The organism is Pseudomonas sp. RW10S2 (genome assembly GCF_014268985.1).
In the GTDB taxonomy this organism is placed as follows: Bacteria; Pseudomonadota; Gammaproteobacteria; order Pseudomonadales; family Pseudomonadaceae; genus Aquipseudomonas; species Aquipseudomonas wayambapalatensis.
In genome coordinates this window covers 39,565-59,793 of the sequence record NZ_JABWRO010000005.1, presented here as the reverse complement: position 1 = coordinate 59,793, position 20,229 = coordinate 39,565, and the positions used below count along the sequence as shown (strand labels likewise).

Below are 20,229 nucleotides of genomic sequence, written 5' to 3'. Positions count from 1 at the left end.
GAAAAACCTGCTTCGATTGTAGGATCACCTTCCCAAATTTCTATCAAGGTATCTATGAGCACCTTCGCGGAGCCCCCTAGTCCTCGGCCGTCCTGGCCATCCTTTCCGCGTCTTCGTGACGTCTCTCCCGAGAGTACCCGCTAATGGAATGGCTAGCTGACCCTACAGCCTGGCTAGGCCTGCTGACGCTTATCGTCCTTGAGCTGGTGCTGGGTATCGACAATCTGGTGTTCATCGCCATCCTCGCCGACAAGTTGCCGCCGCATCAGCGCGACCGTGCCCGGGTGATCGGCCTGACCTTGGCCTTGCTGATGCGCCTGGGCCTGCTTGCCTCCATCTCGTGGATGGTGACGCTGACCGCGCCGCTGTTCGAGGTCTGGGGCAAGAGCTTCTCTGGCCGTGACCTGATCATGCTGTTCGGTGGTGTGTTCCTGTTGTTCAAGGCCACCATGGAGTTGCACGAGCGTCTGGAAGGGCATGTGGCCCAGAGTACCGGTGTTGTGCGTCACGCTGCCTTCTGGCCGATCGTCGCGCAGATCGTCGTGCTCGATGCGGTGTTCTCGCTGGATGCGGTAATCACGGCCGTGGGCATGGTCGAGCAGCTCTCGGTGATGATGATCGCAGTGATCTTCTCCATCGGCATCATGATCGTTGCCAGCAAGCCGCTGACCCGTTTCGTCAACGCCCACCCGACGGTGATCATGCTGTGCCTGGGCTTCCTGATGATGATCGGTTTCAGCCTGACTGCCGAAGGCCTGGGCTTCCATATCCCCAAAGGCTATCTGTATGCGGCGATCGGTTTCTCGATCCTGATCGAGCTGTTCAACCAGGTGGCAAGGGCCCGCCGCAAACGCAGCCTGCAACAGCACAAGCCGCTGCGTGAGCGCACGGCCCATGCGGTGCTGCGTTTGCTGGGTGGTCGACGGATGGAGGCTGACGAGGTGGGCGAGGAAATCGCCGACCTGGTCGAAGGGGGGGACGAACAGGTGCTGTTCGACCGCCGCGAGCGGGTGATGATCAGCGGTGTGCTGAACCTGGCCGAGCGACCGATCCGCACCGTGATGACCGTGCGTGCCGAGGTGGATGCGATTGATCTGGCTCTGCCGGATGAGGTCATTACCCAGGCCTTGGTCAACTCGCCCTACTCGCGACTGCCCCTGATTCGTGACGGTCGTATCGATGAGCCGCTGGGCTTCGTGCACAAGAAGGAGTTGCTCAAGGAGTTGCTCTCGGGCAACCAGCCAGACCTTGAAAGCATGGTGCGTACGCCGCTGAACCTGCTGGAGAGTTTCAGTATTCTCAACGCGTTGGAGCAGATGCGTGGTCAGTCCACTCACATCGCCTTCGTGGTCAACGAATTTGGTGACTTCACCGGCGTGCTGACCATGACCGATATCCTCGAGTCCATCGCTGGCGAATTGCCGGACGCCAGTGAGGTGGAAGGGCCGGGGATCGTCGAGGAGGCGGGCGGTTTCGTGGTCAGTGGTGCTCTGAACCTGAGCCAGGTCCAGGCGCGCACCGGCTTTGTCGCCCGCGCCACCGAGGATTACCAGACCCTGGCCGGCCTGGTGATGAGCCTGCTCGATCGTCTGCCGGTGGTGGGCGATCGACTGGCCTGGAACGGTTGGACCATGACGGTAGTGGCAGTGGAGGAGCGCCGGGTACGCCAGGTGCGCCTTACACCGAGCGACGTCGCTGACGCAGCAGGTGCTTGATGCCTTCGAGCACCAGTACCAGCACCGCAGCCCAGATCGGCAGGTAGGTCAGCCACTGGTCAGGCGCGATGCTCTCGCCCAGGAGCAAGGCTACGCCGACCAGCAGCACCGGTTCGACGTAGCTGAGCAAGCCGAACAGGCCGAATGGCAGCAGGCGACTGGCGAGCACGTAGACGATCAGCGCCGAAGCGCTGATCGCGCCCAGCAGTGGGATCAGGCCATACAGGCCTGGATGTGCAGCCAGGTCGGCGCTCGACAGCGGGCCCTGGATCACGAAGTACAAGGCCCATGGCAGCAGCAGGCACATGTCGCACCACAAGCCACCCAGGTGGTCGGTGCGGCAGCGTCGGCGCAGCACGAAATAGATCGGGTAGCCGATCACCACCACCAAGGTCTCCCAGGCGAAACTGCCATGCTGGTAGAGCTCGTGACCGACGCCAAGTGCCGCGCAGCCTACTGCCAGCTTCTGCAGGCGTGACAGGCGCTCGCCATAAGCCACCCTGCCGGTCAGGACCATGGCCAGCGGCAGCAGGAAATACCCCATCGACACCTCCAGGCTACGCCCGTGCAGCGGCGCCCAGAGGAACAGCCACAACTGGACTCCCAGCAGCCATGACGTGCCAACCATGCCCAGGAACAGACGAGGGGCCTGGCGAACACGTGCCAACAGTTCGCCGACATGCCTCCAGTCCTTGCTGAGCAGCATGAACAGGGTAAGGCATGGCAGGGTCAGCAGGGTGCGCCAGCCGAAGATCTCCTCGCCGTCGAGCGGCGCGAGCATGGAGGTATAGAAGTACATCACGGCGAACAGACAGGATGCCATGACAGACGAGATGATGCCTTTTGACACGAAAGCCTCGGTTGCAGAAGGTGAGCGGACGAATCAGCCGGGCATGATCTCAGGGGGCACGCCCTGGGGCAACCGCAAGCTGGCGGGCTGTGCAGCGAGCGCCTTCAGGAATTCTTCCAGCGGCATTGGCCGGGCATACAGGTAGCCCTGTTGGAAGTCCACCTGGTGGCGCGCCAGGTAATCACGCTGAACGTCGGTTTCCACGCCCTCGGCGACCATGCCGAGCCCCAGCTTGGTCGACAGTTCGATGATGGTGTCGAGGATGTGCTGCGACAGCGCATCGCTGCCGATCATGGCGACGAAACTCTGGTCGATCTTCAGGTAGTCGATCTTGAACTGGCGCAGGTAGTTGAGGCTGGACTGGCCGGTGCCGAAGTCGTCCAGGGCAATCATCACGCCCATCTGGTGGAGCTTTTCGAACAGCTCCAAGGTGATCGGCGTCGCTTCGATCAATTTGCGCTCGGTCAGCTCCAGGGTCAGGACCACCCGGCCAGGTGGAAAATGCTGGAGAAAGGTGCGGCAATCGTCAAGCAGTCGCAGGTCGCGACAGTGGTCGGCGGTGATGTTGATGCCAATGTGGAAGCCGTCCTCCATCAGCGCCGAATAGGGCGCCAGGCCTTGGGCGGTAAGCAGCATCAGGGCACGGGTCATGGGCACGATCTGCCCACTGTGCTCGGCGTAGGGGATGAACAGATCGGGGCGTACCAATCCTTCGTGCGGATGTTGCCAGCGCATCAACACTTCGGCACCGGCCCAGCGGTAGTCACCCTTGCGCACCACCGGCTGAAAGTATGGGATGAACTCGTTCGCCTCCAGCGCCCGGTTCAACTCGGCCCTTGACGACGAGGCGCGTCGCAGTTGCCAGCGACAGGCCAGACCGATAAGTACACCGATGACCAATAGAAGACTGAGCAGCGCCGGGTACTGGCTGCGCAGCACTTCCATCGGTTTGTCCGGGCCGTAGCCTCCATGGACGCTGAACGGGTAGCGCACCGAATGTTGAGAGACTGGTGCGCTGGGGGCTGTTGGGGGGACGCCGGTATGGACCAGGCCATCGGCGCTCAACCAATGCTTGCCGATCTGAATCTGCAGGGTTTCGTCATCGGCGATCAGGCGCAGGGCCGTCAGCAGGTGGTCGCCGTCGAGCGTTACGATGGCGCCGCGGCCCTCTTGACCGGTGCGATACACCAACAGCGGATGGCCCGGCGTGACCGAGTTGCCATCCATCAGCCATAGCTGGCCCTCAGTGTAGTCGAGGGTGTTGACCGGTTCGTCGTAATCGCCGAACAGCGAGGAGCAATACAGGGTGTCGTGGTCGAACAGGTTGGTTGAGCGCACGAACGCATTGCGTGTCACTTGCTCGCGCAGGGCCAGTGTGACTTCGCTACAAGGGCGTCCAGCCAGAGGCAACAGTGCTTGTGCTGCCGTGGAGAGCCCGCCCAGGATACGCCCCATGTGGCTGACGACCTGCTGCACGGTAGCCTGGCTGTTCTCTCGCAGGTCGCGTTCGATCTGCCAGTGCATGATCGCCAGGCCGCACAGCATTGGCAGTGCGCCGACGGCCCAGGGCAGCAGACTGCGCCAGCTCCAGCGGGCAGAGCGTTTAACCGTAAGAGGCATGCGGGTCTAGACTTGAATGGCTGGTGGTAGCACAAGGATAGCTCGGACCTTCGGCACATTGCCGAACTAAAGCGCGACAAAGGAAATTACGCCCTGTAGAATCAGTTTACGAATACAAGAATAAGGTCTTCCCCTCCTGGGAGGCCGACCCAGCCGAGACCAGGTTCATATGGCATATCACGGGTTCAAGCTGCTCTTTGGCGATTTTCTCTCCCGCAGCGTGAGGGGTATTCCCTGCTCACCACCTTGTCTGTCCGACATCCCAAGCGTTTGACACCGTTTTTTCTGCTGTAGATGAGGACACGAACATGGCTGATATCTTCGACAACCCGATGGGCCTGATGGGCTTTGAGTTCATCGAGTTCGCTTCGCCCACGCCTGGTGTGCTGGAGCCGGTATTCCAGGCACTGGGCTTCACCAAGGTGGCGACTCACCGCTCCAAGGATGTCCACCTTTATCGCCAGGGTGGCATCAACCTGATCCTGAACAACGAACCCAAGAGCATCGCTTCGTACTTTGCTGCCGAGCATGGCCCGTCCGTCTGCGGCATGGCATTCCGCGTGCGCAATGCGCATGAAGCCTATGCCCGTGCACTGGAGCTGGGGGCCCAGCCGGTGGAAATCGAAACCGGCCCGATGGAGCTGCGGCTGCCAGCGATCAAGGGTATCGGCGGTGCGCCGCTGTACCTGATCGACCGCTTCGAGGAAGGCAGCTCGATCTATGACATCGACTTCAACTTTATCGAAGGCATCGACCGCAATCCGGCAGGCGCGGGGCTGAAGATTATCGATCACCTCACGCACAACGTCTACCGCGGGCGAATGAGCTATTGGGCTGGCTTCTACGAGAAGCTGTTCAACTTCCGCGAGATCCGCTACTTCGACATCAAGGGCGAGTACACCGGGTTGACCTCACGTGCCATGACTGCGCCGGACGGCATGATCCGTATTCCGCTGAACGAGGAATCGTCGAAGGGATCGGGCCAGATCGAAGAGTTCCTGATGCAGTTCAACGGCGAAGGCATTCAGCACGTAGCCTTCCTCACCGACGACCTGCTCAAGACCTGGGATGCCCTGAAGGCCATCGGCACACGCTTCATGACCCCGCCGCCACAAACTTACTACGAGATGCTCGAAGAGCGCCTGCCGGGGCACGGCGAGCCGGTCGACCAGTTGCAGGCTCGGGGTATTCTGCTCGATGGTGCGTCCGCGCCAGGCGACAAGCGCCTGTTGTTGCAGATCTTCTCGGAGACCCTGCTGGGGCCGGTGTTCTTCGAATTCATCCAGCGCAAAGGTGACGATGGCTTTGGCGAAGGTAATTTCAAGGCTCTATTCGAGTCCATCGAGCGCGACCAGGTCCGGCGCGGTGTGCTGAACGTCGAATAAGCCTTGAGAACAGGGCGTTACCGGTCAATGACCGGCAACGCCTTATTTGACTGGGTTCCGGTTACGCAAGAGGCTCCAGAGTACGAGCACCGAGGTGAACAGGCCGATGAGCACAAGGGACGGCATGATATTTGTCTTGACCTGTCGTGCCTCACGAGCGGTAAAACCGGCGGGGTAACCTGCTCTGATCATGTAACCGTACTTTTCCGAGCCCCCGTTCTGGGGGAACTCCGACAGCGAGGGGCGTCCTGCGTCACGGCTGTCACCTTCGGCCCAGAGGTAGAGGCCGCCAAACTCCAGCAGCAATACAAGCCCGTCCTTGAAGCCGCGCAGTTCGTTACGCAGTTCAAGCCCGTAGGTGCTGGCGATTACCGCATGGGTGTCGGCGACCAAGCGGTACTCCACGAGTACACCATTGGGGATGGTCGGTGAATTCATGTTGAGTCGCAGGTATTCGCCCTTCGCGAAGCGAGGCGTGTGCAAGGGTTTTGTGCCCAGGCTGCTGCAAAACCCGGCATCGTTGCGGGTCAGCACCAACGAGTGAACCCGCGGGTTGCGTCTGGCCTGGCTTTCCAGTTCCTGTTGAACCTCCTTGCATGGCCGGGTGCCCAGCGGCTGCGCGTGCAGTGCCGCGCGATGCAGGCTATCGAAGACACGATCGATAGCGAACACTGCTTCTTCGATGGATACCTTCGCGTTTTCCTCGAGCTGTTTGTTAAATTGGTAGTCCATGACCACCAAACCCGAGATCACAGGGGCTGTGCCGATCAGCATGGAGACCATGAGATTTGTCATGCGGTGGCTCAGATGCCTGGATATGCTCATCGAACTTCTCCCTATCGCTTTGATGTAGGGAGAAGCTTGCTCTGGGCCCCTTGGTGGCGCTGTAAGTCATGTCGTGAACGGATAGGCACAAACCATCTCTTATCTGTGCGATTGATTACGCCTGATGTAGTCGCTAGACCACTTGGTCAGTGGCCAGCGCTTGTGAAACAGACCTGATGACAGGTACAAGCGCAGACTGATCAGCAGAATCGTGTTCGGGGCGGCCTATATAGCGATGTGCTAGCCTTCAGATACTTCATGATCTTCAGGAGTTGCCATGGATTCGGAAACCCTGTCTGCCAGGAGCATTGTTCTTGGCTGCTGACGAACAGGCGCAAAGGAGCGCCACACAAGTCATTCATCTGGTTCCTCCGTCGTCTTCGGTCGAGGTGCGCGCTGAGCATATTCTCCGCTTCGACTGGGGCAGCACACCGTTGGGGGCACTATCGCAATGGCCTCCCTCGCTGCGCATCGCGGTGGATATCATGCTGTTGTCGCCGTTTCCCTGTGCGCTGGCCTGGGGTAAGGAACTGACCCTGATTCCCAGCCAGAACTACCTGGCATTGCTGGCTGACGACCAGTCCCAGGTGGGCGTGCGCTTCGATCAGCTGTGGCAGGTCGAATGGGAACGCATTGGCCCACGGGTGTTCCAGGCACTGGACGGGCGCGCCAGCTTTGTCGACGAATCCCCCCTCCAGGTGCGTTATCGGGAGAACGGTGACTATGCCTGGTTCGCGTTCGGCTACGCCCCCCTGCATGATGAGCAAGGCGTGGTCGCCGGGATTTTGCACACAGCGATCAATACCACCGCCAGCGTGGAGCAAATCCGCCAGTGGCGTGAACTGGCGCAGGGCTTCCAGCAACAGATCGGATGTCATCTGCCCAATAGCGACTATCTCTGGCGCTTTTCACGGGATGCGATGATCATCGTCAGCCGCGATCTTGAACTGCTGGCCGCGAACGACGCGTGGCGTCGCGTGTTGGGATGGGACCAGCAGTCATTGAGCGCGATCACGGTCGTCGATTTTGTCCATCCCGCTGATCGTGCGGAGGTCCGGCTGGCGATCAATGAGCTGCTGCTTGGCGAGGTCGTCGAACAGGTGGAATCGCGGCTCAGGCACAAGGATGGGTACTACCGTTGGATGAGTTGGAGTGCGCGGCCCGAGGGTGATGTACTGATTGCGGTAGGGCGGGATATTACCGAAGAGCGCACGACGATCTTGCGCGAGGCCGAGAACCTGCTGCGCGATAGTCAACGAATGGAAACCGTTGGCCAATTGGCAGGCGGCATGGCGCACGAGATGAATAACTTGTTGGCGGGCATTGGCGGTAGCCTGGAGTTGCTCCAGCGCCGCTTGGGCCAGGGGCGCCTGGAGCGCATCGACGAGTACGTGCATGTGGCGCGGGATTCGGTACAGCGTGCGATGGCGTTGACCCATCGGCTATTGGCATTTTCCAGCAGCCAGCCACTGCAGCCGCGTCTACTCGATGTGAATAGCCTGTTGCGCGGCCTTGAACCATTGATTCATCAGGCACTCGGGCCCGAGTTCGTACTGAACTGGCAACTGGATCTCGCGCCCTGGCCAGTGCAGGTGGATCCTGGGCAGTTGGAAGTCGCGATTCTCAATCTGTGCAGCAATGCCCAGGATGCGGTCGTTGAACGGGGTCGCCTGACCATCCGGACGGCCAACGAACGATTTGTGAGTGGGGATAAGCACGGTGAAAGCATCCCAGCTGGGGATTATGTCGCCATTCATGTCGAAGACGAGGGGCAGGGTATGCCCGCAGACGTCGTAAGCCGTGCGTTCGAGCCGTTCTTCACTACTAAGCCCAAAGGTCGTGGCGCCGGGCTCGGGCTGCAGATGATCTATGGGTTTGCCCGCCAGTCTGGGGGCTATGTGTGGATCCAGTCGATGCCAGGGAAAGGCACCCAGGTTACCCTTCTGTTCCCGCGCCACCCAGGCGAGTTGCCGGTGGTCAGTGAAGGGGTGGAGGCGCCTGTGTTGAAGCGTGGCAGGAGTGAGCGAATACTGTTGGTCGATGACGAGGTCAATTTGCGGGCCTTGATGAAGGAGGTGCTGGTAGAACATGGCTTTGACGTCACCGAAGCCGGCGATGCCGGTATGGCATTGGAGCGCTATCGTGAGGGTGGTCTCTTCGATCTGGTGATCACGGATATCGGGTTGCCGGGTGGTATGAGCGGACGCCAGGTGGGCAAGACGATTCGCCAGGCCAAACCCCTGCAGAAAATCCTGTTCATTACCGGCTATACCGCGCAGCCCATCGAGCGCAGCCTTCTCGACCAGCCGGGAACAGCACTGATGCTCAAGCCATTCTCGCTCGAGAGCCTCGCGGTCCAGGTTCAGCGGATGCTTGAGCCGTGACGGCGATCATGCCTCGCCGAGCATCTGCGCTACGCGCTGGCTCAGTTGGTGCAACTCGAAGGGTTTGCAGATCAATTGCATGCCTGGGTCGAGGAAGCCCTCGCGGGACATGGCCGTTTCCGCGTAGCCGGTAATGAACAGGACCGGCAGGCTCGGGCGTAGTGCGCGGGCAATCTCGGCCAGCTGTCGGCCATTCATGCCTGGCAGCCCGACATCGCTGATAAGCAGCGCAATGGGCTGTGAAGAGCGCAAAAGATTCAGCGCCTGCGTAGCGTCGCAGGCGCTCTGGCATGGAAAACCGTCATCGCGCAGCGCTTGGCAGAGCAGCTCGCGCACTTCGCGGTCGTCCTCCACGATCAGCACCTCGCGGCAGCTTCCTGCGATGGGCGTGCTTGCAACTTCCAAGGCCTGCGGTGGGGTGCTCAGGCAGCGTGGCAGGTAGAGATCGACCCGTGTGCCCTGGCCAATCTGGCTTTCCATCGTGACATGGCCGTGGGACTGCTTGCTGAATCCGTAGACCATCGACAAGCCCAGGCCTATGCCCTGGCCCACAGGCTTGGTACTGAAAAAGGGTTCGAAGGCATGTTCCAGGGTGGCGTGTGACATGCCCTGGCCAGTGTCGCTGAAGGTCAGTTGCAGGTAGTCACCACTGCTCAGGCCCGCGCCCTCAAACTGTTCCGCGTCGATATGCTGATTGCGGGCTTCGATGGACAAATGCCCACCACTGGGCATGGCTTCACGGGCGTTGACCAGCAGGTTGTCCAACGATTCGCGCAACTGCTTGTCGTCTGCCTGGACTGGCCAGAGTGCGTCCGCCATGCGCAAGGATAGTTTCACCGAGTTGCCCAGTGTCGCCTGCAGCCGCGCAGGCTGCAGCAAGGCATGCAGGTCCACTGCTTGGCTCTGCAGCGATTGACGGGAAGAAAAAGCCAGTAGCCTGTGGGTCAGCATTGCTGCGCGGGCTACGGCGTCCTGGCCCATGCGCAGGACTTTGTCGAGCCCTTCGGTACGCCCTTGCTGCAGACGCCTGTCGATCAATTCAAAGCTGCCACCAATGCTGGTCAGCAGGTTATTGAAGTCATGGGCAACGCCGCCTGCCAACTGACCGATGGCTTCCATCTTGCGTGTCTGGTGCCGGGCCTGGCCGTCAGCCTGTTGACTGTCCAGGCGCTCGCGCAGCGCGCTCAGCGCATTGCGCGCCATGTACTGACGACGTCGAGCGCGCAGGGCCTGGTTCGCCGCATCCAGCAGTTGTTGTTCATCGAAGGGGTAGCTCAGGTGCGACAGGTTGCCCAACCGTTGAGGCATCGAACCATTGTCGGTCGTCGCGTGGGTGTTCAGCAGCAATACCGGCAGATCTGACCACTCCGGTTGCTCATCGATGAACCGGTGCAGGGGCGACTGCGGGTCATCGGTCAAGGTCTGCAGGTCGACGATTACCACGGCGACACCCTCGGCCAGCCATAGGCCGAAACGGTCCTTGTCGCCTGTGCACAGGCACGCGATACCGCTTCCAGACAACAGTTTGGCAGCGGTCGCTGCAACCTGCTCGGGTGCGAGGATGAGGGTGCGTTCGTCCAACGACAACGAACCGGACAAGACAAATCTCCCATGGCAGTCGCCCGGCCGGAAATAGCCGAGCATTCAGCGAGCTACTACCCACTGGACCACCAGGGTTCTGTCAGGGTTCAAGCGAGTTCTACAAACCTTGTTGCAAATAGGGGTCGTCTGGATTCTGTCGCTCAAGTTCGGCCAGCAAGACTTGTACGTTCTGCAATTGGCCAGTTTCCTTCCAGTAGCGAATCAGCAACACCCGTGCACGGCGATTGGCGGGCTGGCGATCGAGCAGGGTTTCCAGTTGCTTCTGCGCTGCTTCGACTTGCTCAAGGTCATGCAGGGTGACGGCCAGCGTGTAGCGATAGTCGGCGTTGTCCGGTTCCAACTCCACGGCACGGGAAAAAGCCAGCAAGGCATATTCCCGTTGATCGTGGCGGCTGAGCCAGAGACCCAGCTCATATTGCAGAAACGCGGAGTCAGGGCGCAGGGCCAAGGCTTTGCCCAACACCTCGCGGGAGGCGTCGTGCTGGCCTTGCCGTTCCAGCAATCGTACCTGCGTTGCCAGCGCCTCCAGATCCTGCGGCGCCAGAGCCAGGCTGCGCTGAAGGGCTGCTTCGGCCTGCGGATAGTCCTGTTCATGAAGGTACAGGCGCGCCAGGTGGACTTGTGCCTCGGCATCGTCGGGCTGTTGTTCGAGTGCTTGCTGATATTGCTCAAGGGCTGCCTGCAGCGGTCGGAAGTACAGGCCGATGGCATCGGGGTCGAGGCCCAGTAGTGCATCCACCACGGCGAACCGTACGCTCTGGTCGTCATCCTCCAGCAAAGGGCCGAGGACCAGGCTGCGTTGGGCGGGTGGGAGCAGGCGCCGGATGCTGGTGATCGCCGCACGACGTACCAGGGGGGCACCATGGTCGAGATCCTGCTGGGCCAATTTCAGCGCCTGTGGGGAGGGGTAGTGAGGCAGTTCGGCGTAGAGCGCAGCACGCCTGATAGGTGGCAGGTCATCGCGTTGCAACTGTTGGTACAGCACCCGTGCCGCACCCGGAAGACCTTCGTGGGCCTGGCGCAGCGCCTTGGCGTAGCTCTGTGGCGGCTGGCTGGAGGGCTCTGGTTTCTGGTCGCGCCACAAGTAACCGATCACCCCCGGGATCGCCAGGACGAGCAGCAGTGCGATCAGATAGCGGCGACGTTTGGGCATTAGCGGTACCGGGGGTCAGGAGGGAGTGAGCTTGGGGCAGCTGGCGGTTAAATGCAACGGGGCCAGGCAAGCCTTAGTGTCGTGGGGTTTAGAGGGAGACTGTCCTGCATATGAGACGAATAAGGCTATTTTGCCCGCCTAATTCACGATTGTTTTCATCGGTAGAATGTTCGCCAGCCAAGAGAGGAGATATCTCATGAAAAAGATCCTGGGTATTTACCGTAGCCCCCATGCCCATTGGGTAGGGGATGGTTTCCCCGTGCGCAGCCTCTTCACCTACGACCAGCTCGCACGCCATATCAGCCCGTTTCTGATGCTGGACTACGCCGGCCCTCATACATTCACACCGACCGACGCCCGTCGCGGGGTTGGCCAGCATCCACATCGCGGCTTCGAGACCGTGACCATCGTCTATCAGGGTGAACTCGAACACCGCGACTCCACTGGCGCCGGTGGCTTGATCGGTCCTGGCGACGTGCAGTGGATGACCGCAGCCAATGGCATCATTCATGAGGAATTTCATTCCCCGGCCTTTGCTCGCAGCGGTGGCGTCCTTGAGATGGTGCAACTGTGGGTCAACCTGCCTGCACGTGACAAACTCAGCCCGGCGGGGTACCAGACGCTGCTGGATGCCGAGATTCCACAGGTAGCGCTCGACGAGGGTGTCGGCAGCCTGCGGGTGATCGCAGGTGATTACCAGGGGCATCGGGGGCCTGCCCGGACGTTCACGCCCATGGATGTGTGGGATGTGCGTATGAACGCTGGGGCAACGCTGCAATTACCGATTGCCGAGGAGCGGAATGCCGCACTGGTCGTACTGCATGGGTCGATACAGGTAAACGACCAGCAGGACGTCAGTCCAGCCAGCCTGGTGTTGCTGGAGCGCGAGGGTGAGCATGCCAGGGTCACTGCATTGGAGGACGCCACGCTATTGCTGCTCAGTGGCGAGCCGATCGATGAGCCGATCGTGGGTTATGGCCCCTTCGTAATGAACACCCAGGCTGAAATTGCCGAAGCATTCGACGACTTCCATGCAGGGCGTTTTGGGCAGATGGTGCCGTCTTGACAGCACACCACGCGGGGTAGCCGGAGCCTTCAGCCAGAAGCGCGCCAGCTTACCTCGCTGATGCCATAGCGCTCGGCCATGGGTCTGCTGACTTTCTTGATCTTCTCTCGGCCATAGCGCCCGATCTTGCCAACACCGGCATCGCAGCTTGCCCAGTGCCACGCTTCGGCATTATCCATGCGCTCGGCGCGAATGATGAATGACTTGTGCTGGCCATGCAGCGCATAGTCGATCACGAAAAGTTTTGCATCAATCATCGCTACCCGATTCCTCAGCGCAACGCGCAACACGACGGTCCATGGCTTGATGTTGTGAAATCGAGACGGCCGATAAAGTTTGCGCCATCTTCGTCGAACACGACGAACGGTAGTTTTACCGCCGTTTGTCGCATCGCCCAGGTAACCGATTGAACGGGCCATCGTGCAACGGTTTCACTCGCTAGAGTGGATAGGGCTTTTACATCACAGGCCAATATTGAAGAGAGGGTCATGACATGTCGTTGATCGGCGTTTCGATGCTGGAAATGCGTCAGATGATCGAGCAGGCCTGTCTGCCCGATCGTTGCGAGGTGAGCAGCCCGGATGGCGTCAACCTGACCATCCGCGTGGGGCGTGGTGAGAGCCTTGAAGAGGGTTACACGCTGACTGGAATACCGCTGGCCAGCCTGAACAGTTGTCGTGACCTGGTAGCCTTGGTCTGGCAGTTGCGTGAGGGGCAACGAGCAGGGCGTGGCCCTGACGTCAAACTGACTACGCAGAAGGTAGCGTTCTAGCGCGCTACCGGCCGTTGACCGAATCACTGCAGCTCAAGCAGCAGATTCAAACCACCATCGCCGCATTTGCCCCGGTCCCGCACTATCCCCCGATATCGGCGTCCCTCCCACGCGAAGGTAACGCTATGGGCACGTTCAACCTTGTCGGGAAGTGGCGGGTGTATGTGCAAGCGCAGCGCGGGACGCCCTTGTAGATCAAGAGCGGCGAGCTGAGCGTGACATTCGACACTCTGTGCCACCGGGCCGAACAGCGTGTCGCGAACATAGTCGAGCTGCAGGCAACTGCTGGGCGCGCGGCCGGGCATCTTCATGGCTGTTGCCTGCGCGTCCGGTGATCATACGCACCAAAGAGTGATTGCATGGGGAATTCTCCGAAGGACCTAAGCATGTTGAGGGCGGCGGCCGGGCGGTGTTCCATTGGTATTTTCTACCGCCGTCCAGGTTCATCGTCCGGCTGCTGGCGCCAGGCTGACAGACGCCGTTCCAGGCCGGCGAGCAAGACATCGAAGAGCAGGGCACAGCATGTGAGAACGATGATGCCCGCCAACACGGTGTTGACATCGAAGGTGGCCTCGGCTTGCAGGATGAGGTAGCCGATTCCGCGAGTCGATCCCAGGTATTCACCCACCACGACCCCAACGAACGCCAGGCCGATGACGGTGTTCAGGCTGGAAAACACCCAACCTAGGGCGGCAGGCAGATACACGATACGAACCAGTTGCCAACGGTTGGCGCCAAGCAGTCTCACGTTAGCCAACAATGCAGGGCTTACCTCGCGCACACCCTGGTAGACATTGAAGAACACCGCAAAGAATACCAGCGTGATACCCAGCGCGACTTTCGAGGCGATGCCCAGCCCCAACCACATCACCAGCAAGGGCGCCAGCACCAACCTGGGGACCGCATTGGCGGCCTTGATGAACGGTGACAATACCCGTGCCAGCGTGGGGGTCAGCCCTAACCAGAGGCCGACTGCCAAGCCTGAGGCGAGTCCGAGCAAAAAAGCCAATATCGTTTCGGTCAGTGTGATCAGCAGGTGAGGGTAGAGCGTGCCGGGAAAATTCAGTGTAGTCAGCAGGTGGTCCCGCCAGTACAGCTCCAACGAGCCGTTGCCAGTGCTCAACCAGCGCCAGAGTTGCTGCAGAACTGCGTGGGGGTGACCGACAAAGAACGCCAGATCGTCGTCGGCAGCCAACCACGACCAGAGTGAAAGCATTGCGAGCAGCAGGGCGGCGCGCAGTAGCCATAGGTTGGTCCACGACATGTCAGCCTCGGTCGTTTGTGGGGGTGGGAGGCAGGTGCCCCAGCGCGTGCCAGAGACGCTGGTACAGGGCTGCGGACTCGGGATCCTTGCGTAGTGACAACGTGTCGCGTGGGCGTGGCAGGGGAATTCGAATTTCTTCGATGCACCGGGATGAGGGGCCGGCGTTGAATACCAGGACGCGGTCAGCGAGGGTGATGGCTTCGTCGAGATCATGGGTGACGAATAGCACCGATTTGCGTCGTTCGCCCCACAATTCGAGCAACAATTGCTGCATGGCTTGGCGCGTTTGCGCATCCAGCGCAGCGAAAGGCTCATCCATGAGCAGCAGCGAAGCGTTGTGGATCAGCGCCTGGGCTAGGGCAACACGTTTGCGCATGCCGCCGGACAATTGATGAGGGTAGTGATCGGGAACGTCGGTCAGCCCGACCCGCCTCAACCATTGAGCGGCTTGCTGGTTGGCGTGTCGCTTGTCCAAGCCGCGCAGTTGCAGGGGGAGGCTCACATTGTCGAGCGCCGTGCGCCACGGCAACAGCGCATCGTGTTGAAACATGTAGGAGGCGTGGCGGTTCAACCCGAGCAAGGGTTTTCCATGGCAGCGGATCTGCCCGCCGTGGGCCGGTTTGAGCCCTGCGGCGAGGTCGAGCAGGGTCGATTTGCCGCAACCGGTAGGGCCAAGCACGCAGACGAACTCACCTTCACGTACAGTGAGATCGACCCGTGCCAATGCCAGCAAGCGATCGTGGCGGGCTTCCACGTCGAGCATTTCCAGAGCGAGGGTGGATGTCATGGTTGCAAGGCTTGATCAACGAATTGATTGGTCCAGGTTGCCTGGAGGTCGATCTGGCGTTCGGCCATGATCGGGTCGAAACTCTGCAGTGCCTGCAAGGCGTTGCGCGCCCCCTCTTCAGGGAAGCGGCCGTTTACGCTGAGGGATGACTGGATGTTTCGAAACGCCTGGCGATAAAGCGCCGCGTCGCCCATCAGGTAGGGTGTTGGCACCAGTTCGGCGACTTCGGCATCCGTGGCGTCGTGTAGCCAGGTCAGTGCCTTGAGCATGGCATTGGTCAGGGCTTGGATGGTCTGTGGGTTGTTCTGGATATAGGTGCTTTTGGCATAGAGGGTGTTCGCCGGCATGGGGCCGCCGAACAGGGCTGCGGTGCCGGCTGGCGTGCGCGCATCTGCGATCAGGCGTATTGCCTGTTGTTGTTCCAGCAGGCTGATCAAGGGTTCGGCGTTGGCCAGTGCGTCGATCTTGCCGCTCAGCATCGCCTGCACGGCTGTCGCGCCGGTGCCAACGGTGGCAAATGCAACGTCCTCGGGGCTGAGCCCTCCCTGTGCCAGCACGCGGTTGGCGAGCATCTGGGTTGAGGAGCCGGGCGCACTGATGCCGATGGTCTTGCCTCGCAGGTCTGCGATCGACCGATAATTCGACAGAGTTTTGGAGGAGATGCCCATGGCGAGCTGGGGGGTCTCGCTTGCCAGCACGAACGCCTGAAGTGCCTGGCCGCGAGCCTGCAGACGCAAGGTGTGCTCGTAGGCACCGCTGACCACCTGTACGGCATCGGCCACCAGCGCTTGCGCCGCCTTGCCGCCACCGGTGAAGTCGATGACTTTCACATCGAGGCCTTCATCGCGGAAATAACCCTGCTCCAGTGCGACTGTCAGCGGCAGGTTATAAATGACCGCCTGGCCACCGACGCCCAGGTGGACAGGGGTCAGAGCCTGTGGTTGCTTCTTGGCCGTGGCGGATGCTGCAACCAGCAGCATCAAGCAACTGAAAACAAATGCGCGCATGGCACCTCCTTGTTGTGGAGGTTCACAGGGTAGGGCATCAAGGCTTGGGTGAGAGGGTGAGACGCTCCGAATTGCGTGTAGGAGTGCTCCTAAAACCCCTTTGGCTACTGAGCGTCAGGGTTGACGTTCGGCTACCGCTCTCAGCGTTCTGAGCGTGACCATTGGCGCGTCGACCACAAAGCGATTGGCCAGCCAGCCCGGTACATCGCCAGCGGGATCGGCTTGCAGGCGATAGGTGACCTGGGTATCGCGTTCGGCCAGTGGGTGCATGATCCACTCACCTTGCAATTGGCGCACGCGAATGAAGCCAGGGGCCTCGGGCACCTTTTCCGGGTCAGCGCTGAGCCTGCGAACCAGCGAGCCGTCGTCCAGCCGCTCGGTGCGTACGCGCAGGACCATGTCCCGCGGTTGCGCGGGCCAAGGCAGCTCGGTGGTGAGGTAGACCCAGGTACTGTCGCCATCGACCTCCAGCAGGCGCATCTGTGCGCAGGCATACAACCATTTGCAGGCGACACGCAGGTTTTCCTGAAGGTCGCTCAGGGTGCGAACACTGGCCTTGATCCGGACAACGCCGCGAAATTGCTGGTAGGGGGAGCCCTGGACGTCGCCAAGATAAATGTCGATGCCGCTTTCCTGATGGGCGAGGCGCCAGTTGTCGGCAGACAACGCAAGCGTCGGCAGCAGGAGTGCGCAGAGCAGGGCGAGGTGAAGTCGGGACAGGAGCTGCGGCATGTTCGGGCTCCACACTGGGGATCACCGTAGTATGCGCGGGAACAGGCAGAACGATCATGAAGATGGTGTTGCGCCGATCAGGGCCGTGGCCGACCCCGATCGGTTGATGCAGGCGGGCGCCTCAGCGCTGCGGATTGAGCGTCAGGTGCACGTGGCGGTTCACGTCCTTGTACAGCAGGTAGCTGAACGGACCGGGACCACCCGAATAGCAGGCTTGCGGGCAGAACGCACGCAGCCACATGAAGTCACCGGCTTCGACTTCCACCCAGTCCTGGTTGAGGCGATATACCGCCTTGCCTTCGAGCACATACAGGCCGTGTTCCATGACGTGGGTTTCGGCAAACGGAATCACGCCGCCTGGCTGGAAGGTCACGATGTTGACGTGCATGTCGTGACGCATGTCGGCCATATCGACGAAGCGGGTGGTGACCCAGCGTCCTTCGGTGCCCGGCATCTCGATGACCGTGGCGTTATCGCGGTGGGTGACGAACGATTCTGGAACCGCCAGGCCTTCGACCTTCTGGTAGTGCTTGCGCAGCCAATGGAACGTGACGTTGGCCTTGCTGTTGTTGCGCAGGCTCCACTCGGCCCCTGGCGCGAGGAAGGCATAGCCGCCAGGCACTAGGGTGTGGTGCTTGCCTTCGACAGTGATGTCGATCTCACCTTCGACGACGAACACCACGGCTTCGGCATTAGGGTCCAGCTCAGGGCGTTCGCTGCCGCCCTCAGGGGCGACTTCGACGATGTACTGCGAGAAGGTTTCGGCAAAGCCGGTCAGCGGGCGAGCGATGACCCACATGCGCATCTTGTCCCAGAACGGCAAGTGGCTGGTGACGATGTCACGCATTACGCCCTTGGGAATGACGGCATAGGCCTCGGTGAACATGGCACGGTCAGTCAGCAGCTCGGTTTGAGCCGGGTGCCCACCGTGGGGGGCGAAGTAGGAGTGATTCGACATGGACAGTCTCGACTTGTTGTTCTCTCCCCGTGCCGTGAACCGCACCGGCCGGTGCGGCGCAGGGGATGCACGGACAGCATAGGGGCGAGGCCCTGGCATCCACAAATTAAATGTTGGAATACCCGGTATTTGCTTGCTGAATGCTGAGCGGCCGTGCTGTCAGCGATTGCTGGTCAGGCGCTGCTGGGCCGCCACGCAACCGTTGATCTCCACCGCCTTCTGCAGCAGCGCCTGACGCCGTTGTGGGTCGAGTTCACCTAGCAGGCGATAGACCTCCGCCTGGTAGTCACGCTGACGCCCCCACTGGAGCTCCAGGCCTTGCGGACGACTGCGGTTGCAAGCCAGGCGAGTGGCGGGCTGCGGATAGTAGGCGGCGTAAAGGGTCGCCATGCTCGGAATGGCTTCCAGCGCCTCGCGGTAGGCGGGGGTGGTGTTGTAGGACGGACACCAGTTGGCGATCGCCGTCGCTGGTGGGGCGAAACCCTGGCGCAGGCTGGCTTCGAGCAGTGGACAGGCCGCGTCGGCAATCTTCCCGGCGGGCAGGTAGGTCATGTAGTACAGCGCCAGACGGTACTGCGCCACGGGATGGCCCAAGGCAACCGACTTTTCCAGCAAGGCTACCGCCGTTGGCAATGTGCGGGCCATCGCCTGGCCCTGGCGGCTGAGCTCCGGATCGTTGGTATCGGCTGTGCGCAGTGGGCTGGCGCTGTCATCCTCGGTGTCGGCCTGCTCGAGCAATGGCAATGCCTGGCGGTAGAGCAGGTCGGCATGGGGATCGATGCGAACGTCGAGCGCCTGGGCGGCAAACGGCGTCAGCGCCGCGAACAAGCCCGAAAGGAAGACGGCTCGACTCACGAATGGGCCTCGCAGGCTGGCGCCCAGGTGAGACGAACCAGAAGCGTTTGGGCAGCAAGAGTGTTCATGACGTGTACGCGTTTGCCTCGGGCGACCGGGAGCGGTGATGGATCATTCTAGCCATCCCGAGGTGCTGTCGAAAGAGTCTTTGTTTGCTGTCAGACGAGCTTGAAAGGCGTGACCTTGCGGTTAGCGTACTTTTCCTGGGCCAACCCCAGCTTTGCGGTGATGACCTTGGCCAAGGCGTTGTTGCCCAGATCATTGAAATGCAGACGATCGATGAACAGATGCTCATTGAATACCGGTGAGCTGCTGAGCATGCCGTTCATGTCATAGCAGGGTACGGTCTGCGCCTGACTCTTGATGCGCCGGAAGAAGGTTGAATGCAATTGACTGTCGTAGACACCCTCCAGCAAGCGGTCGAAGTTGCCCGGCTGACGGTCCAGCGCCGACAGCATGGCATGTTCGCTGGCGGGCAACTGCTCGCGGCACCAGGGCAGCAGTGGCTGAAGGATGAACGTCAGGGTGGTATGGCTGTCGGCCAGTAGTCGCTCCCATTGGCACAGGGTGCGGCCGATGCAATCGGCGGCACGAAGCAGGCGTTTTTCTGGCGCTGACAGCGGCCAGGCGCAGGGTGACGGTGGCGAACGACGGGGCGCGAGACTTTGCCCCAGGCGCTGCCAAAACGAGGCCCGCCCGGGTTTGGCCGGTATTTGCACGCCTTCGTTGAAACTGTTGAGAAAACGCTGGTACGGCCGTGCTCCTTCAGGTTCCTGGTCGCCTGCGAGGATTTCGCCAAGCCCTTCCTGGGCCAGGGTGTTGAGGCCACTGAGGACCACGACATGGCCGATCTGGCCGAGGCGATGCTGATGACTGAGGAACATCAGCAGCTCCTGGGTCGCGTTCAGACCGCAGCCGGCCAGGTTCAACCAGATCTCGCCGGTGAGCATCGACAGGTAGGACGCCACGGTGTGTTCATCGGAACTGGCGCCGATACCCAGAGCGGTAGAGCCGCCCACCAGCAGGTTGATACGCGCCGCGCCGCCGCGCTCGGCCAGTGAAAAGCGCTTGCCGGCACAGTGGCTGTAGCGCAGGCCCAGGGCGTCGGTGTTGATGGTGTCGGAGCGGTAGCCACGCTCATGCACGTATAGGGTATGCGGCGCGCGACGTCCGCCCAGCAGCAGGAAGCGCTGGTAGTCTTCTCGCAGGGGAATGGCGCTGCCCACGTCCGGGGTGATGTCGATCGGTGTCATG

At 61.0% G+C, this 20,229-nt stretch carries 19 protein-coding genes; 5 read left to right on the top strand and 14 right to left on the bottom strand.

From position 1 onward, the window contains the following. Window positions 1-143: 143 nt before the first annotated feature. Window positions 144-1,715 carry a TerC family protein gene (locus HU729_RS02465; protein ID WP_186664950.1) on the top strand — a complete coding sequence of 524 codons (1,572 nt, stop codon included), beginning with the start codon at window positions 144-146 and terminating at the stop codon, window positions 1,713-1,715. Here the strand turns inward: HU729_RS02465 and rarD are convergent. Both rarD and HU729_RS02455 read right to left on the bottom strand, forming a co-directional pair. Further along, window positions 1,678-2,565 (bottom strand): EamA family transporter RarD, encoded by an 888-nt coding sequence (gene rarD, locus HU729_RS02460; RefSeq protein ID WP_186708175.1) that lies wholly within the window; start codon window positions 2,563-2,565, stop codon window positions 1,678-1,680. The two genes, HU729_RS02465 and rarD, sit on opposite strands and share 38 nt — an antisense overlap. 33 nt (window positions 2,566-2,598) lie before the next feature. Continuing rightward, window positions 2,599-4,185 carry an EAL domain-containing protein gene (locus HU729_RS02455; protein ID WP_186708173.1) on the bottom strand — a complete coding sequence of 529 codons (1,587 nt, stop codon included), beginning with the start codon at window positions 4,183-4,185 and terminating at the stop codon, window positions 2,599-2,601. 308 nt (window positions 4,186-4,493) lie between these two features. On the opposite strand from HU729_RS02455, the gene hppD reads away from it, so the two are divergent. Beyond that, complete coding sequence (gene hppD, locus HU729_RS02450; protein ID WP_186664947.1) at window positions 4,494-5,570, top strand: 4-hydroxyphenylpyruvate dioxygenase; 1,077 nt, start codon at window positions 4,494-4,496, stop codon at window positions 5,568-5,570. 42 nt (window positions 5,571-5,612) lie between these two features. Here hppD and HU729_RS02445 read toward each other — a convergent pair whose 3' ends face one another. Further along, complete coding sequence (locus tag HU729_RS02445; RefSeq protein WP_186708171.1) at window positions 5,613-6,395, bottom strand: CSS-motif domain-containing protein; 783 nt, start codon at window positions 6,393-6,395, stop codon at window positions 5,613-5,615. Between the two features lie 314 nt (window positions 6,396-6,709). Here HU729_RS02445 and HU729_RS02440 point away from each other — a divergent pair, with 314 nt between their 5' ends. Beyond that, window positions 6,710-8,779 (top strand): ATP-binding protein, encoded by a 2,070-nt coding sequence (locus HU729_RS02440; protein ID WP_186708169.1) that lies wholly within the window; start codon window positions 6,710-6,712, stop codon window positions 8,777-8,779. Window positions 8,780-8,785: 6 nt separating this feature from the next. Here HU729_RS02440 and HU729_RS02435 read toward each other — a convergent pair whose 3' ends face one another. Further along, complete coding sequence (locus HU729_RS02435; RefSeq protein ID WP_186708167.1) at window positions 8,786-10,378, bottom strand: response regulator; 1,593 nt, start codon at window positions 10,376-10,378, stop codon at window positions 8,786-8,788. Window positions 10,379-10,478: 100 nt separating this feature from the next. Beyond that, window positions 10,479-11,534 carry a tetratricopeptide repeat protein gene (locus HU729_RS02430; RefSeq protein WP_186708165.1) on the bottom strand — a complete coding sequence of 352 codons (1,056 nt, stop codon included), beginning with the start codon at window positions 11,532-11,534 and terminating at the stop codon, window positions 10,479-10,481. A 196-nt stretch (window positions 11,535-11,730) separates the two neighbouring features. On the opposite strand from HU729_RS02430, the gene HU729_RS02425 reads away from it, so the two are divergent. After that, the gene (locus tag HU729_RS02425) at window positions 11,731-12,600 is read left to right on the top strand and encodes a pirin family protein (RefSeq protein ID WP_186708163.1); all 870 of its coding nucleotides are present in this window, start codon (window positions 11,731-11,733) and stop codon (window positions 12,598-12,600) included. 29 nt (window positions 12,601-12,629) lie between these two features. Here HU729_RS02425 and HU729_RS26025 read toward each other — a convergent pair whose 3' ends face one another. After that, a complete protein-coding gene (locus tag HU729_RS26025) occupies window positions 12,630-12,857 on the bottom strand; it encodes a DUF6555 family protein (RefSeq protein ID WP_186665429.1) in 228 nt (75 codons plus the stop codon). Window positions 12,858-13,093: 236 nt separating this feature from the next. Between HU729_RS26025 and HU729_RS02415 the strand changes: the two genes are divergently transcribed. Beyond that, window positions 13,094-13,372 (top strand): DUF1652 domain-containing protein, encoded by a 279-nt coding sequence (locus HU729_RS02415; protein ID WP_186708161.1) that lies wholly within the window; start codon window positions 13,094-13,096, stop codon window positions 13,370-13,372. 23 nt (window positions 13,373-13,395) lie between these two features. Here the strand turns inward: HU729_RS02415 and HU729_RS02410 are convergent, their stop codons facing one another. The 8 genes from HU729_RS02410 to HU729_RS02375 form a co-directional block, all read right to left on the bottom strand. Next, window positions 13,396-13,683 carry a hypothetical protein gene (locus HU729_RS02410; protein ID WP_186664939.1) on the bottom strand — a complete coding sequence of 96 codons (288 nt, stop codon included), beginning with the start codon at window positions 13,681-13,683 and terminating at the stop codon, window positions 13,396-13,398. 116 nt (window positions 13,684-13,799) lie between these two features. Further along, window positions 13,800-14,636, bottom strand: a complete 837-nt coding sequence (locus HU729_RS02405) for an ABC transporter permease (protein ID WP_186708159.1) — start codon at window positions 14,634-14,636, stop codon at window positions 13,800-13,802. Window position 14,637: 1 nt separating this feature from the next. After that, a complete protein-coding gene (locus tag HU729_RS02400; RefSeq protein ID WP_202883541.1) occupies window positions 14,638-15,423 on the bottom strand; it encodes an ABC transporter ATP-binding protein in 786 nt (261 codons plus the stop codon). Further along, window positions 15,420-16,430, bottom strand: coding sequence for an ABC transporter substrate-binding protein (locus tag HU729_RS02395; protein WP_186664935.1), 1,011 nt, complete (start codon window positions 16,428-16,430; stop codon window positions 15,420-15,422). The genes HU729_RS02400 and HU729_RS02395 overlap by 4 nt, the downstream gene beginning before the upstream one ends. A gap of 114 nt (window positions 16,431-16,544) precedes the next feature. Further along, complete coding sequence (locus HU729_RS02390; RefSeq protein ID WP_186664932.1) at window positions 16,545-17,162, bottom strand: START domain-containing protein; 618 nt, start codon at window positions 17,160-17,162, stop codon at window positions 16,545-16,547. Window positions 17,163-17,283: 121 nt separating this feature from the next. Beyond that, complete coding sequence (locus tag HU729_RS02385; RefSeq protein ID WP_054890674.1) at window positions 17,284-18,120, bottom strand: bifunctional allantoicase/(S)-ureidoglycine aminohydrolase; 837 nt, start codon at window positions 18,118-18,120, stop codon at window positions 17,284-17,286. Between the two features lie 159 nt (window positions 18,121-18,279). Then, entirely contained in the window at window positions 18,280-18,975 is a 696-nt protein-coding gene (locus HU729_RS02380) for a sel1 repeat family protein (RefSeq protein ID WP_186664928.1), read from the bottom strand. Window positions 18,976-19,133: 158 nt separating this feature from the next. Beyond that, window positions 19,134-20,228, bottom strand: a complete 1,095-nt coding sequence (locus HU729_RS02375) for a hypothetical protein (RefSeq protein ID WP_186708157.1) — start codon at window positions 20,226-20,228, stop codon at window positions 19,134-19,136. Window position 20,229: the final 1 nt, after the last annotated feature.